Source organism: Citrobacter sp. Cpo065 (genome assembly GCF_030332805.1).
Classification (GTDB): domain Bacteria; phylum Pseudomonadota; class Gammaproteobacteria; order Enterobacterales; family Enterobacteriaceae; genus Citrobacter; species Citrobacter portucalensis.
Genome location: NZ_JAOWHC010000034.1, coordinates 75,602 through 89,430, shown reverse-complemented (window position 1 = coordinate 89,430; position 13,829 = coordinate 75,602). Strand labels below are relative to the sequence as shown.

General features: G+C 50.1%; 14 protein-coding genes. 4 read left to right on the top strand and 10 right to left on the bottom strand.

Annotated features, from left to right (window positions below; translation table 11 throughout):
• Positions 1–66: 66 nt before the first annotated feature.
• Positions 67–1,458 carry a cystine/sulfocysteine:cation symporter gene (gene tcyP, locus OGY68_RS16550; RefSeq protein ID WP_003832558.1) on the top strand — a complete coding sequence of 464 codons (1,392 nt, stop codon included), beginning with the start codon at positions 67–69 and terminating at the stop codon, positions 1,456–1,458.
• A 63-nt stretch (positions 1,459–1,521) separates the two neighbouring features.
• Here tcyP and cedA read toward each other — a convergent pair whose 3' ends face one another.
• Entirely contained in the window at positions 1,522–1,785 is a 264-nt protein-coding gene (cedA, locus tag OGY68_RS16545) for a cell division activator CedA (protein ID WP_008784569.1), read from the bottom strand.
• A 192-nt stretch (positions 1,786–1,977) separates the two neighbouring features.
• Between cedA and katE the strand changes: the two genes are divergently transcribed.
• The gene (katE, locus tag OGY68_RS16540) at positions 1,978–4,236 is read left to right on the top strand and encodes a catalase HPII (protein WP_286580303.1); all 2,259 of its coding nucleotides are present in this window, start codon (positions 1,978–1,980) and stop codon (positions 4,234–4,236) included.
• Positions 4,237–4,273: 37 nt separating this feature from the next.
• On the opposite strand, the gene chbG is transcribed toward katE, so the two are convergent.
• The 7 genes from chbG to osmE all read right to left on the bottom strand — a co-directional run bounded on the left by chbG (position 4,274) and on the right by osmE (position 10,186).
• Entirely contained in the window at positions 4,274–5,032 is a 759-nt protein-coding gene (gene chbG, locus OGY68_RS16535) for a chitin disaccharide deacetylase (protein ID WP_057066961.1), read from the bottom strand.
• A 12-nt stretch (positions 5,033–5,044) separates the two neighbouring features.
• Entirely contained in the window at positions 5,045–6,400 is a 1,356-nt protein-coding gene (locus OGY68_RS16530; RefSeq protein WP_057066959.1) for a 6-phospho-beta-glucosidase, read from the bottom strand.
• 124 nt (positions 6,401–6,524) lie between these two features.
• A complete protein-coding gene (chbR, locus tag OGY68_RS16525; RefSeq protein WP_085951046.1) occupies positions 6,525–7,367 on the bottom strand; it encodes a transcriptional regulator ChbR in 843 nt (280 codons plus the stop codon).
• Between the two features lie 10 nt (positions 7,368–7,377).
• Positions 7,378–7,725 (bottom strand): PTS N,N'-diacetylchitobiose transporter subunit IIA, encoded by a 348-nt coding sequence (chbA, locus tag OGY68_RS16520; RefSeq protein ID WP_003832549.1) that lies wholly within the window; start codon positions 7,723–7,725, stop codon positions 7,378–7,380.
• Between the two features lie 54 nt (positions 7,726–7,779).
• Positions 7,780–9,138, bottom strand: a complete 1,359-nt coding sequence (chbC, locus tag OGY68_RS16515) for a PTS N,N'-diacetylchitobiose transporter subunit IIC (protein WP_003030619.1) — start codon at positions 9,136–9,138, stop codon at positions 7,780–7,782.
• An 87-nt stretch (positions 9,139–9,225) separates the two neighbouring features.
• The gene (gene chbB / locus OGY68_RS16510; protein WP_003832547.1) at positions 9,226–9,546 is read right to left on the bottom strand and encodes a PTS N,N'-diacetylchitobiose transporter subunit IIB; all 321 of its coding nucleotides are present in this window, start codon (positions 9,544–9,546) and stop codon (positions 9,226–9,228) included.
• Between the two features lie 298 nt (positions 9,547–9,844).
• Positions 9,845–10,186 carry an osmotically-inducible lipoprotein OsmE gene (gene osmE, locus OGY68_RS16505; RefSeq protein WP_003030621.1) on the bottom strand — a complete coding sequence of 114 codons (342 nt, stop codon included), beginning with the start codon at positions 10,184–10,186 and terminating at the stop codon, positions 9,845–9,847.
• Between the two features lie 211 nt (positions 10,187–10,397).
• Here osmE and nadE point away from each other — a divergent pair, with 211 nt between their 5' ends.
• Both nadE and cho read left to right on the top strand, forming a co-directional pair.
• Positions 10,398–11,228, top strand: coding sequence for an NAD(+) synthase (gene nadE / locus OGY68_RS16500; protein ID WP_057066955.1), 831 nt, complete (start codon positions 10,398–10,400; stop codon positions 11,226–11,228).
• Positions 11,229–11,359: 131 nt separating this feature from the next.
• Entirely contained in the window at positions 11,360–12,247 is an 888-nt protein-coding gene (gene cho, locus OGY68_RS16495; protein ID WP_057066952.1) for an excinuclease Cho, read from the top strand.
• On the opposite strand, the gene ves is transcribed toward cho, so the two are convergent.
• Both ves and spy read right to left on the bottom strand, forming a co-directional pair.
• Positions 12,207–12,782, bottom strand: a complete 576-nt coding sequence (gene ves, locus OGY68_RS16490) for an environmental stress-induced protein Ves (RefSeq protein ID WP_032943147.1) — start codon at positions 12,780–12,782, stop codon at positions 12,207–12,209. The two genes, cho and ves, sit on opposite strands and share 41 nt — an antisense overlap.
• A gap of 353 nt (positions 12,783–13,135) precedes the next feature.
• Positions 13,136–13,621 carry an ATP-independent periplasmic protein-refolding chaperone Spy gene (gene spy, locus OGY68_RS16485; protein ID WP_003832537.1) on the bottom strand — a complete coding sequence of 162 codons (486 nt, stop codon included), beginning with the start codon at positions 13,619–13,621 and terminating at the stop codon, positions 13,136–13,138.
• Positions 13,622–13,829 lie beyond the last annotated feature (208 nt).

Sequence of the window (13,829 nt, the reverse complement as noted above, 5' to 3'; positions counted from 1 at the left end):
GCTAATCTTGCGCCAACAGAATCACCTTTAAACGGTGATACGCATAATAAGATCAGGAGAACGGGGATGAACTTTCCATTAATCGCGAACATTATCGTGTTCGTAGTGCTGCTGTTCGTGCTGGCGCAAGCCCGTCACAAACAGTGGAGTCTGGCCAAAAAAGTACTGGTCGGTCTGGTCATGGGTGTCGTGTTCGGCCTCGCGCTGCACACCATTTATGGCTCCGACAGCCAGGTTCTTAAAGATTCAGTACAGTGGTTCAACATTGTCGGCAACGGTTATGTCCAGTTGCTGCAAATGATTGTTATGCCGCTGGTATTTGCGTCTATTCTCAGCGCCGTTGCGCGTCTGCACAACGCCTCTCAGTTAGGTAAAATTAGCTTCCTGACCATCGGCACGCTGCTGTTTACCACGCTGATTGCCGCACTGGTAGGTGTTCTGGTGACCAACCTGTTCGGCCTGACCGCCGAAGGTCTGGTGCAAGGTGGTGCCGAAACCGCCCGTCTGAACGCGATTGAAACCAACTATGTTGGCAAAGTGGCTGACCTCAGCGTTCCGCAACTGGTGCTGTCGTTTATTCCGAAAAACCCGTTTGCCGATCTGACTGGCGCGAACCCGACGTCGATTATCAGCGTGGTTATCTTCGCTGCATTCCTCGGTGTAGCCGCGCTGAAACTGCTGAAAGATGATGCACCAAAAGGCGAGCGCGTTCTGGTCGCTATCGATACCCTGCAAAGCTGGGTGATGAAACTGGTCCGTCTGGTGATGCAGTTGACGCCGTACGGTGTTCTGGCACTGATGACCAAAGTGGTTGCAGGTTCCAACCTGCAGGACATCATCAAGCTGGGTAGCTTCGTCGTGGCCTCTTATCTCGGTCTGGGCATTATGTTCGTGGTTCACGGGATTTTGCTGGGTATTAACGGCGTTAGCCCGTTAAAATACTTCCGCAAGGTATGGCCAGTGCTGACGTTCGCCTTCACCAGCCGCTCCAGCGCAGCCTCAATTCCGCTGAACGTTGAAGCGCAGACCCGTCGTCTGGGCGTGCCTGAATCCATCGCCTCATTTGCCGCCTCGTTTGGTGCCACGATTGGTCAGAACGGTTGTGCGGGCCTGTACCCGGCAATGCTGGCAGTAATGGTTGCACCGACCGTCGGTATCAACCCACTGGACCCAATGTGGATTGCCACGCTGGTTGGTATCGTGACCGTGAGCTCCGCAGGGGTTGCGGGTGTCGGTGGCGGTGCAACATTTGCCGCGCTGATCGTCCTGCCCGCTATGGGTCTGCCAGTCACGCTGGTTGCGCTGCTGATCTCCGTTGAGCCGCTGATCGATATGGGTCGTACCGCGCTGAACGTAAGCGGTTCCATGACTGCCGGTACGCTGACCAGCCAATGGCTCAAGCAGACTGATAAAACGATTCTGGACAGCGACGATAACGCCGAACTGGCGCATCGCTAAGTCTGTCAGCTAAAAAACAAAAAACCGCCGGAGTATCATGCTCCGGCGGTTTTTTTATATCCATTAATCCCTTAGTTCATTTTCCTGGCGAACCTGATTAGCCCAGCGCTGTGCTGATTCCGGGACCGTAAATGCAGGCGAACGTTGAAACGCCTCCCCCATTAAGACAAAAGCGACATATTTTCCGCGTAGTATCCATACGTCACGAAACGCATCCATTTTAATCGCATGCTCTGGTGGCGCGGGCTCCACGCGAGGAACATAGCTGATAACCGGACGATTTTGTTGGCGAAGAGGTTTCATAATCAGTTGCTTCACTAAAGACAAATTCTAAAAATCAGAAAACCGCTATCTTAGCCGATTTTGCCGCCTTGCGTCCTGCCTTGCGTGCGCTGTTTGCCTGGTTCATCGCGCTTTACGTCATCGACCTGTACCTGCGCCACTGAGTGAGTGGTCTATAGTTAAAGCTTTTGACAGCAACAACGACCCTTTCAGCAATGAAACCAGGAGACGAGTTTAATGTCACAGAATGATAAGCATCCACTCCATCACTCAGCGCCGGTTCATGATGCCAGCGAATCCCAGCCAGGACTTGACTCACTGGCACCCACAGACGGTTCACATCGGTCAACACCAGAACCCACGCCGCCAGGTATGCAGCCCACTACGTCCGGCAGTTTAAAAGCGCCGGATATCAAAAGTGACAAACTCAATGCACTGGACAGTTTTTGTAAAGGAAGCGAAGATTTTGCTCTGACAACTAATCAGGGCGTGCGAATCGCAGACGATCAAAACTCTCTGCGTGCAGGTAATCGCGGGCCAACCCTGCTGGAAGACTTTATCCTGCGGGAAAAGATTACCCATTTTGATCATGAACGCATCCCGGAGCGGGTTGTACATGCCCGAGGTTCTGCCGCTCATGGTTACTTTCAGTCCTATGTCAACCTGAGTGCGACGACGAAAGCGGACTTTCTAAGTGATGAATATAAAATCACCCCGGTTTTTGTCCGATTCTCTACCGTTCAGGGCGGCGCAGGCTCTGCGGATACGGTCAGAGATATACGGGGATTTGCGACCAAGTTTTACACTGAAGAGGGCATTTTCGACCTGGTGGGAAACAATACTCCCATCTTCTTTATTCAGGATGCCCATAAATTCCCGGATTTCGTCCATGCGGTTAAACCGGAGCCGCATTGGGCTATCCCGCAGGGCCAAAGCGCCCATGACACCTTCTGGGATTATGTCTCATTACAGCCTGAAACGTTGCACAACGTCATATGGGCAATGTCCGATCGGGGTATTCCGCGCAGCTATCGCACGATGGAAGGCTTCGGTATTCACACATTTCGGTTGATTAATGCGCAAGGGAAAGCCACCTTTGTCCGTTTTCACTGGAAACCGCTGGCAGGCAAAGCCTCGCTGGTATGGGATGAAGCGCAAAAACTTACTGGTCGGGATCCCGACTTTCATCGCCGCGATCTGTGGGAAGCTATCGAAGCGGGCGATTATCCGGAATATGAACTGGGACTACAGCTGATTCCCGAAGAAGATGAATTTAAGTTCGATTTTGACCTGCTCGATCCGACCAAGCTGATCCCGGAAGAGCTGGTTCCGGTGCAACGCGTCGGTAAAATGGTGCTGAACCGCAATCCTGATAATTTCTTCGCCGAAAATGAACAAGTCGCTTTTCATCCCGGACATATCGTCCCTGGCATCGATTTTACTAACGATCCCCTGCTGCAGGGTCGCTTGTTCTCCTATACCGATACCCAAATCAGTCGCCTGGGCGGGCCCAATTTCCATGAAATCCCGATTAATCGCCCGACCTGTCCGTACCATAATTTCCAGCGTGACGGCATGCATCGTATGGACATCGATACCAATCCAGCCAACTATGAACCGAATTCCATCAATGATAACTGGCCGCGTGAAACGCCGCCGGGGCCAAAACGCGGTGGATTTGAGTCGTATCAGGAACGGATTGAAGGAAACAAAATCCGCGAACGTAGCCCCTCTTTTGGCGAATACTATGCGCACCCTCGCCTGTTCTGGCTAAGTCAGACGCCAATTGAACAGCAGCATATCATCGGCGGATTCAGTTTCGAACTCAGTAAGGTTACGCGCCCCTATATTCGGGAAAGAGTGGTCGAACAGTTAGCTCATATTGATACTGCCCTCGCCGAGGCGGTTGCCGATAATCTCGGTTTTGAGCTAACCAAGGAACAGGCCAGCATTGCGCCACCGCCCAACGTCAACGGTTTGAAAAATGCACCGTCACTCAGTTTATATGCAGGTGCGCAAGGTGAGATTAAGGGCCGCGTGGTCGCCATCCTACTTAATGACCAGGTGAAATCGAGCGACCTGCTCGCCATCATGCAAGCCCTACAGGCCAAAGGCGTTCATGCCAAATTGCTCTATTCCCGAATGGGTAAGGTAGTTGCCGATGATGGATCTGCTCTGACGATCGCCGGTACTTTTGCGGGTTCACCATCCCTGACGGTCGATGCGGTTATCGTTCCATGCGGTAATCTCGCGGACATCGTTAAGAACGGTGATGCCCGATATTATTTACTCGAAGCGTATAAGCACTTAAAACCTGTCGCCCTGGCCGGCGATGCTCGTCAGTTTAAAGCAACGTTGAATATCAAAAATGAAGGAGAAGAAGGCGTGGTGGAAGCGAACAGTGCAGACGCACAGTTTATGGATACCCTGTTGACGCTGATGACCGCGCACCGCGTCTGGTCACGTGCCGGAAAAATAGAAACGATTCCCGCCTAAAAAAATGCGGCGCACGATTGCGCCGCAAACTCAGGAATTACACGTTCAGAAAACTGCCAAGACGATAACCGCGCTCCGCAATTGCATATTTCAGTGACGAAGACGTCAGCACGTCGAGCTCAGTTAAGCGGGGGTAACAGTAGGCACTTTGACGAATAATGTCATCGATAAAGGCCGGATGACACATCACTTCCAGCGAAGACTCTCCCCGGTCGGCTGACGCATCCAGCGTCTGTAAAAACAGAGCCTCGGAAATCGCTTCGCCGTAAAACTCGCTGCTGAATCCCTGGGAGGTACGTAACGTTTCCGGAAAATCAGACGCCTGAAAAACGGTCTGACGATCGATACGCAATGCAATCCCCTTCTGGGCAGCAAACCCGGCTACGATAGGAAAAATTTGCGGGAACATATGCACATGGTGATGGCTATCCAGATGCGTCGGCTCCCGCCCGAACAGGTCAATAAAACGCTGATACTGCGCGGCCAGCTCCTGAGAAATTTCATCCAGCGGCAAAGTGTCCTCCTCTGCCATCTGCCAGATCCATTTCCCCAGTAATCCGTCACGAGTAAGGCCCGGCATTGCCGTCAACGGCCTACCCAGCGTCAGAACAAAATGCATCCCGACGGCAAGTGCAGGTATGTCGCGACTCAGCTGTACCGCATGGTCAATCGCCGCACCGTTAACCAGCGCTGTTGTTGAGGTGACAACGCCATTACGACAGGCTTCAACAATGCCGTAGTTTTGTCCTTTACTCAGGCCAAAATCATCCGCATTCACAATCAGTACGCGTTCCATAGCCGACCTCAGTTAGTGTTGTTCGCTTTTGAGTTTCTCAATGCACCCGGCGAAGTTTGGCAACCATTTTTCATGCGCCAGGATTAGCTCACGCGCCAGAATCTCGGCATCGCTGTCAGAATGAACCAGCGGACTCAGGTTTAACGCCAGCAGCACATCATTCAGCTCGCCGCTCAATGCCGCATTGCTCGCCGCAACCTCAAAGCCTTTGATGGTGTAGATAAGACCGAGCACTTTCTCATCAAAATGGGTAATACGTGGGTGCGGCGTAGCACCGTTACGTCCGAGCGTGCAGGTCATCTCAACCGCCCAGTCCGCAGGAATGTTATCAACATGTCCATGATGTGGAATGTTGACGTAGTGCTCGGTCTGTTTGTCGTTGTAGATGGCGTTGATCACTTCACAGGCCGCATCGGAGTAATACGCGCCACCGCGCTGCTCCAGCTCTTTCGGCTTAACGTTTAGCTCAGGATTTTTGTAGAGATCAAACAGTTGTTTTTCTACTTTTTGTACTACCTGGGCACGTGCGCCGCCCTTATAGTACTCGCCCATTTCGATCGCCAGCATCTCTTTTGGCTTGAAGTAGTACAGCAAATACGAGCACGGCAGCAGCTTCAGCGAACGAATCAACCCTTCGCTGAACGGCAGGTCGAAAATGTTCTTCACGGTGGAAGCTTTCAGTTGTCCAGAAGCCACGCCGTCCAGCAGTTCATCAAAGCGCGATGTACCGTTCACCAGCACGTCTTTAATAAAGACCATGTGGTTCAGACCGAACAGATCGATGGATAAATCATCGCTCTCTTTCAGCGCCAGCACATCGCTAATGAACATTTTCATGCCGACAGGAATATTACACACGCCGATGAATTTCTTGAAATTCGTGTGGCGATAGACCGCTTCAGTCACCATCCCGGCCGGGTTAGTAAAGTTAATCACCCACGCATTCGGGCACAGTTCTTCCACATCTTTAATAATATCAAAGATAACCGGAATGGTACGCAGACCTTTGAACAGCCCACCCGCACCGTTGGTTTCCTGTCCCAGATAACCATGGCTCAGCGGAATGCGTTCATCCTTCTCACGGGCCTTCAGTTGCCCTACACGTAGTTGGGTGGTAACGAAATCAGCATCTGTCAGTGCTTCACGGCGGTCCAGCGTTTTAAACAACTTCATCGGTACGCCGGCTTTGTCGATCATGCGCTGGCAAAGGTCAAAAATAATGTCCAGCTTCTCTTTTCCACCGTCGACATCAACCAGCCACAACTCAGAAACCGGTAATTCATGATAGCGCTTAATAAAGCCTTCAAGTAATTCAGGGGTGTAGCTGCTCCCGCCACCGATAGTGACGACTTTTAATTTCTGGCTCATACTTTCTCCCTTCAGTGTCAAAACACTGACGTGTATTATGCTCAACCCGTTTGTCAGGTATAGCGTGGCTGTCCCGACGCTATTTTGGGCAAGCTATAAAAAATGGGTTATTGGCAAATAATATCTACTGATTAAATTCAGTTAATTTCTTACGGTAGCTATTCGGTGTAAACGACGTCAGCTTTTTAAACGTTTTAATAAACAGGCTTGGACTACTGTAGCCAGACTCGTAAGCAATATCCGTTACAGAATAGTTCGTCATTTCCAGCTGTTTTTTAGCAAAGTTAATGCGGATTTCATTAATAATCTGCATCGGCGTTTTGCTGTAATAACGCTGGGTAGCGCGGGTCAGATACTCCTGGGATTTCGCGGACAGGTGTACCATATTTTCCAGCGCATTCTCGCTAAACTGCCGTTTGTCGTGCATGGTCTCGACGGTGGTTTTAAGCCACTGCGGAATATCATCCAGCACCTGCTCTTCGCGATGATGGCGTAACCGATTAATAATATAGAAGGTGACCACTTCTACAAATTCATCCAGCCCGCTCTCGCGAAAGTTCAGTGATGCAATAACCGTTTCAATGTAGGTAAGAAACGAGTTATTCGCCCGATAGACCTGCGATGCAACGAAACAAAATGGCAGCAGCGGGTGATAGTGCTGTTCAAAAAAACGTTTACTAATGCCGACGTTAAGGATCCTTGTCGCACCAAAATCATAAAAACTCTGGTGGTGCGATCCCAACGGGATAAAGACAAAGTCTCCACGTTCTAGCAGTACGCGTTTACCGTTGATTTCCTGATAATAGCGCCCGGTTAAAACCAGGGTAAACTCATAGTAGTCATGCTGATGCAGCCCGCTGATGCTCTCAGTTTTGTTATAGATGAACACATGGAAATTTTTGCCATTAAACAGCTGCTGTTCATAAACGGTTTTGATTTCCGGTGCGTTAATCTGTAGCTGCATTATGCACTCCTCGCTATTTCAGCTTTTCGTGAAGCTCAATCAGTTCAGTCACCAGCTCACGCGCCAGCATTGATGTCATCAGATGGTCCTGCGCGTGGACCAGCACCAGGCTAACTTTCATTTTACCTTCGCCCTGATCGCCTTCAATCAATTTCGTTTGCACGAGGTGCGCTTCGTTCAGCGCCAGACGAGACTGGTCCATCATGGTCTTAGCTGACTCGAAATCACCCTGCTTGGCCATTTTGAGTGCGCCGTACGCCAGGCTACGCGCCTGACCTGAGTTGATGATGAGGCCCATCACCACTTCTTCAAGTTCTTCTGCTTCTGACTGCGTGTCGACGATATTCTCGATATCCAACATACTTTTTTCCTCTGGTTCAGTCCGGCATGACCGTAAAGCCATGCCGGATTAAATTTAGAATTTTAATGCGTTAGCGATATCTTCTTCGCTTTCTTCTTGGTCAATAACGTTCTGCGCTTTGTTGGCTACCACCACGAACGGCAGGTAAACCAGCGTTGCGATACCGAGGTTGAACAGCGCGACCAGCAGAGCAGCGACGCTACCGTTGGTGTTAAAGAACGCGCCCAAACCGGTTGGCATAGTCCACGGTGCAATGTTGGTAATCGGTGGAATAATGCCTGAGTAGTAAGCTGCCAGCGTAATCGCCGCCAGAATCGGTTGCACCAGAATGAACGGGATAAACATCACCGGGTTCATGATGATCGGCAGACCGAACAGGATAGGTTCGTTAATCTGGAACAGACCTGACGGCAGTGCCAGCTTAGCAACCTGACGATAGTCAGGACGACGCGATGCCAGGAAGATAGCGATAATCAGACCCAGCGTTGCTCCGCTACCCCCAAGGAAAATATAGGAGTCGAGCATCGGTTTCGCCCAGACGTGGAACGTCTTACCGGCTTCCAGCGCGGCATCTACGGAACCAAACTGTTGGTAGATAGAGATGTTTTCCAGCGCCCATGGCGTCATGATACCGCTGTCCAGCGCAGTCAGCGCCAGTGAACCGTGAATACCGAAGAACCACAGCAGCGGAACAAAAATCACGTAGGCCCAGCCCACCACGCTGCCCAACGACGCCAGCGGAGTTGAAATGGAATCCATAATGATTTGGTGGAAGTTCGTACCCCAGGTGTTCAGTGCCCAGGCGATGATCCCCATAATGGAGAGGATAAGGAAGCCAGGAATCAGCGCAGAGAAAGAGCGCGATACGGATGTCGGTACGCTATCAGGTAATTTAATGACCCAATTGCGACGAACCACAAAGGTGAACATTTCCGCGACCGCAAGGCCGATAATAATACCGGAAATAATATTGGCACCGCCGAGCCAGTTCGCGCCAACGGCATAGGCTTCACCCACGCTATAAGGCGTTACGGTCATAAACGCGGCGACGGATAACAGCCCGGCAGCCAGTGAGTCGACTTTACGTTCTTCTGCCAGCGCCATGCCGATAAAGAACGGTGCCATCAATGACATGATACCCAGCGTACCGTTATAGACGTTTCCACCAATGCCTTTCAAGCTATTCAAAGTTTCAATAGTTGAAGCATCAAGTCGAATGCCCATTGAATAAAAAAACGACCCCTCCCCAAAGCTCAGGAAAACGTTATTGATTAATACAAACATAGCCCCTGCGAGGGTTAACGGCATTAAACGAATAAAACCGTTCTTGATTGCATTAACGTGTGGCTGCTTTCCAATTTTTACAGCAAAAGGAAGGAGTACCTTTTCAAGTGAAGCAATAGCGTTACTCATAGAAAAATACCCTTAAATACCGCAATTAAAAATTGCGGTGAATGTTAATGAAATAACTCTTTGACGGGAAAAATTAAAATAAAATAATTAATTTGCTGCGGCTTTTTTAATTGCTGCAACAGCAGCCTTAAGCACGCCTAAACCATCGACTTTGCCATACAGCAGCGAGTCAATCACTTCCACAGGCTTGTTGGGTAACAAACGCTGAATTTCGGGCAACATATAAGCAATTTGTGGACCTAATAACACGACATCGGCGACAGGACCTTTTTCTCCGGCCAGCGTTTCAGGAAATGCTTCAATAATAACCGGTACTTCGTATTTTTCGGCCTGAGCACGCATCTTCGAAACCAACAATGAAGTCGACATGCCCGCAGAACAAAACAGATAAATGTGTTTCTTTTCCATTAAAACGATCCTCATGTGCGATTATCTGTCAACCAGACACTCCGCAAGCCATAACCTGCATCCATGCTCTGGGTAACTTGCGTCAGCTAAATTACTTTTTTAGGTGGCTGAAATGAGTATACGGGATTGCACCGGTGGATGGTATTTCCTTGACCAACTAAATTGTCTCTCCTTGACCTATCGTTATGACTCCCCTCACATTTCGGGCAAATAATTCGCAGCAATAAATAAGATCGTTCGGCACAAAAAAACCGGCACGATGGCCGGTTCTTCTGAATGCACAGGCAATAAGCAGTTGTTACTTCTTCGCCGCCTGCGGGTCAGTGTCGTACTCTGCGCAGGTCTGGTAACCGGAGTTAATCACATGTCCGGTGTCGTCTAAAGCAACAAAATAGGTTTCAGCTTTACCATCTCGTTGACCCAGGATGTAGGTCTGGCATGTCCCGCGCGCATGAATCATACTGACTTCAGAAGAAGGTTTACCGGCAATCTGCGCCACCTGCGCCCTGCTCATCCCTTTCTTCACATCTTTCACCACGGGCTGAACAAATTGGTCTTTGGTGCGATCGTAGGCCGTACACCCTGCCAGCATAGTCAAAACAGCCGCTGCGCTTAGAATTCCTGTTAGGTTCTTGTTCATATTCCGTCCTCTTGTATTTCAGCGTGTTATATAAGCCTGGAGCACAACAACACATTTTTCAAGCAATCAGATGATACTTAGGTCGTTTCGGAAAATTCTATTAAAACAAAATGATGTTAGATCAGGCCTGCATCCCTTGTCGTTTGGGTCCCAACGCGTTAGCTTTAACACATCATTTTTTTTGATCATTTCATTTTTCAGAGGGGGTTAAATGACTCTGCAGCAAGAGATAATCCAGGCGCTTGGCGCAAAACCGCGAATTAATGCAGAAGAGGAAATTCGCCGCAGCGTGGATTTCTTGAAATCCTACCTGCAAACGTACCCTTTTCTGAAATCACTGGTATTAGGGATAAGCGGCGGACAGGACTCAACGCTCGCGGGAAAACTTTGCCAGATGGCTATTTCCGAGCTTCGTGAAGAAACGGGGAATGACGCGCTGAAGTTTATTGCCGTACGTCTGCCGTATGGCGTTCAGGCTGATGAACAGGACTGTCAGGATGCCATCGCCTTTATCCAACCTGACCGCGTGCTCACAGTAAATATTAAGGGTGCAGTACTGGCCAGTGAACAGGCCCTGCGTGAAGCGGGTATTGAACTGAGCGATTTTGTCCGTGGCAATGAAAAAGCCCGTGAACGTATGAAGGCCCAGTACAGCATCGCCGGAATGACCAGCGGTGTTGTCGTGGGTACCGATCATGCAGCAGAAGCCATCACCGGATTTTTCACCAAATACGGCGATGGCGGTACTGACATTAACCCTATTTTCCGCCTGAACAAGCGTCAGGGTAAGCAGCTGCTTGCCGCACTGGGTTGCCCGGAACATTTATATAAGAAAGCGCCAACGGCCGACCTCGAAGACGATCGCCCTTCTCTGCCGGATGAAGCCGCATTAGGCGTCACCTATGACAACATCGACGATTATCTGGAAGGAAAAACGCTGGCTGCCGACATCGCGAAAAAAATTGAAGGCTGGTATCTGAAGACCGAACACAAACGTCGCACACCGATTACGGTGTTTGATGACTTCTGGAAAAAAGCGTAATTTTTTTAGTCACATATTGCCGGATAGCACTGGGATCACCGCTGTCCGGCCACTCTTCCTTGTCTGATGCCGCTTTTTTAATCGGTTTCAAACTGCTACACTGGATGAATAACCAGCATCCGGAGTGAGAAGTGGTACGGCGTCAATCAGCCCCACGCCTGACATTTGAGGCAGCGGCAATCTATGAATATCCTGAACACCTGCGTCCATTTTTGAGTGCGCTTCCCACCGCGCCAGGCGTCTATCTGTTTCACAGTGAAAGCGACACTATGCCGCTCTACATTGGTAAAAGCGTCAATATTCGCAGCCGCGTGCTGGCACACCTGCGTACCGCAGACGAAGCGGCAATGCTGCGTCAGGCCAAACGCATTAGCTGGATTTGTACGGCGGGAGAAATTGGTGCCCTGCTGCTGGAAGCGCGGTTGATCAAAGAACAACAGCCGTTGTTTAATAAACGACTGCGGCGCAATCGTCAGCTTTGCGCCTTGCAGCTTACCGACCGAACTGTTCAGATTGTCTACGCACGAGATATTGATTTCTCCCATGCACCCAATCTGTTTGGCCTGTTTGCCAATCGTCGCACAGCGCTACAAGCGTTGCAAAACCTCGCGGATGAACAGCAGCTGTGCTACGGCCTGTTGGGGCTGGAACCCCTGAGTCGCGGGCGTGCCTGTTTTCGCTCCGCGCTTAAACGCTGCGCCGGGGCGTGCTGCGGGAAAGAGAGTCATGAAGCGCATCACTCGCGCCTGCTAGAGGCGCTGGAAAGAGTGAAAGTGATTTGCTGGCCATGGAGCAATGCCATTGCCTTGCAAGAAACCGGTGCCGAAATGACACAGTACCATATCATCAACAACTGGCTGTGGCTGGGAGCCGTTTCAACGCTGGATGAAGCGACTACCCTGGCGCGTATGCCAGCAGGCTTTGACCATGATGGCTACAAAATTCTCTGCCGGCCTGTTCTGTCTGGTCAATATGACATTATTGAACTGCATCCGGAGAATGCCCCGGCATCCAGTTAATCTCGCTGAACAGCAATTTTCCCTCGCGCTCCAGCAGTCGTAATGTGTGTTTGCCGTCATGCCAGCTCGCACCCTGGTCGGCCGTCAGCAGTTTATCACCCAGTTGCCATGCACCACTGATAACAAACACCACGCCGCCGCGTGAACCAAAGGTCGTAAAGGTGCGATCGGCCACTCTGACTTTTGCCTGGCAAACATCTCGTCGGGTCATGATATTAAAATCCATAGACATCTGCCCTTCCGTCAGCTTTGCTTTTACCACCTTGTCACCGGCAAAGGTAAAAGGTTGGTGCTGTTTGAGGGTATGCGTAAAGATGTTCGCTTCTTCCAGAGTGACCTCCCCTCCCTCCAGCAGCGTAATCACGCGTTCTACACCCGGGAAAAGTGAAAATTCACCGTTTGCTGCAATGGAGGCGATACTCGCCCGCCAGTGAAAATCTCGTGTTGCTGGCGGAAAACAGCAAATCTCACGCGTTTCTCCCGCACCATTCCGCCAGAGGTTAACCGGCATTTTGCGGATATCAAAGTATTCCATCATCCCTCCAGAAAGGAGCAGCATGGCAGCCTGCCGTAAACAGACAGCCATAAATCATCATTATTATGTTCACCCTGCAGATTATTGTTATCGGCAGCAGAGTTGATTTGCCTTAGCGATGAACCCGGCATTTTGCAAAAAAGAATAACGCGCTGATCCAGGTAGAATTTTCGCGGGCTTCAGGAGAATAGCGTGTCGTGCGTCCGGTGCAATAGGCAGAAATGAAAAAACCGCCGATCCTGCCCACATCGTTATACGTGTTGTGGACAAGAGCGGCGGTCTTGAGTTTTGTTTCACACTGTGCGGCAATCAGCACGACACAGTGTGAATGATTTAGTGTAGACGCTGATCGATTACTCGGCAGCTTCCGGCATTTTACCTTTCTGCGCTGCACGTTCTGTCAGACGCTTCTCAAAATTGGCATTAAACTGCTTTTTCTGTTCCGGGGTCAGAATGTTGTAAATTTTGTTCTGAGTTTCCATATGCGCCAGCATGTTGGCTTTGCGCTGTTCTTCCATCTTCGCAATCTGCGCTTCGGCTTTCGCTTTATCGAAGCTATCGCTGGCGATGATATCGTGCATTGCACGGCGTTCTTCCAGCGGCGGACGTTTCATCTGATCGCGCTGGCCTTTCATGATCTCGCGAATCTGCTGTTTCTGCGCGTCGGTCAGGTTCAGGTCTTTAAACATCATGTCGTGATGCGGGGCAAATTTACCGTTGTGATGCATCATCGGTTTAGCATCCGCTGGTGCAGCTGTTGTAGTGTCAGCAGCATGAGCCAGGTTCGCAGCACCCAGCGCCAGAGTAGAGGCAACAAACAGAGCAGTCAGTTTACGCATAATTTCTATCCTTTCTTTCAGTTATTTTTACGACACTCATGCGACTCTTATGCAATGTGATGTCGTGTTGACGAGATTAACTTTACCGGCTTAAGCGTCAATTAATCAGAGCAACGGTAAAACAGTGAAAGTGTAAAAAACAAACTTTCATCAATTATGAAGAAAAAAAGAATAAATTGCGCAGAGTTGCAATAAAAAATTACAACAG

Excerpts from the sequence above, each read along its gene's own strand:
- chbB (WP_003832547.1), bottom strand. The coding sequence starts at position 9,546 with ATGGAAAAGAAACACATTTATCTGTTTTGTTCTGCGGGCATGTCGACT.
- katE (WP_286580303.1), top strand. The coding sequence starts at position 1,978 with ATGTCACAGAATGATAAGCATCCACTCCATCACTCAGCGCCGGTTCAT.
- chbG (WP_057066961.1), bottom strand. The coding sequence starts at position 5,032 with ATGGAACGCGTACTGATTGTGAATGCGGATGATTTTGGCCTGAGTAAA.
- OGY68_RS16530 (WP_057066959.1), bottom strand. The coding sequence starts at position 6,400 with ATGAGCCAGAAATTAAAAGTCGTCACTATCGGTGGCGGGAGCAGCTAC.
- ves (WP_032943147.1), bottom strand. The coding sequence starts at position 12,782 with ATGGAATACTTTGATATCCGCAAAATGCCGGTTAACCTCTGGCGGAAT.
- tcyP (WP_003832558.1), top strand. The coding sequence starts at position 67 with ATGAACTTTCCATTAATCGCGAACATTATCGTGTTCGTAGTGCTGCTG.
- chbA (WP_003832549.1), bottom strand. The coding sequence starts at position 7,725 with ATGTTGGATATCGAGAATATCGTCGACACGCAGTCAGAAGCAGAAGAA.
- spy (WP_003832537.1), bottom strand. The coding sequence starts at position 13,621 with ATGCGTAAACTGACTGCTCTGTTTGTTGCCTCTACTCTGGCGCTGGGT.
- nadE (WP_057066955.1), top strand. The coding sequence starts at position 10,398 with ATGACTCTGCAGCAAGAGATAATCCAGGCGCTTGGCGCAAAACCGCGA.
- chbC (WP_003030619.1), bottom strand. The coding sequence starts at position 9,138 with ATGAGTAACGCTATTGCTTCACTTGAAAAGGTACTCCTTCCTTTTGCT.
- osmE (WP_003030621.1), bottom strand. The coding sequence starts at position 10,186 with ATGAACAAGAACCTAACAGGAATTCTAAGCGCAGCGGCTGTTTTGACT.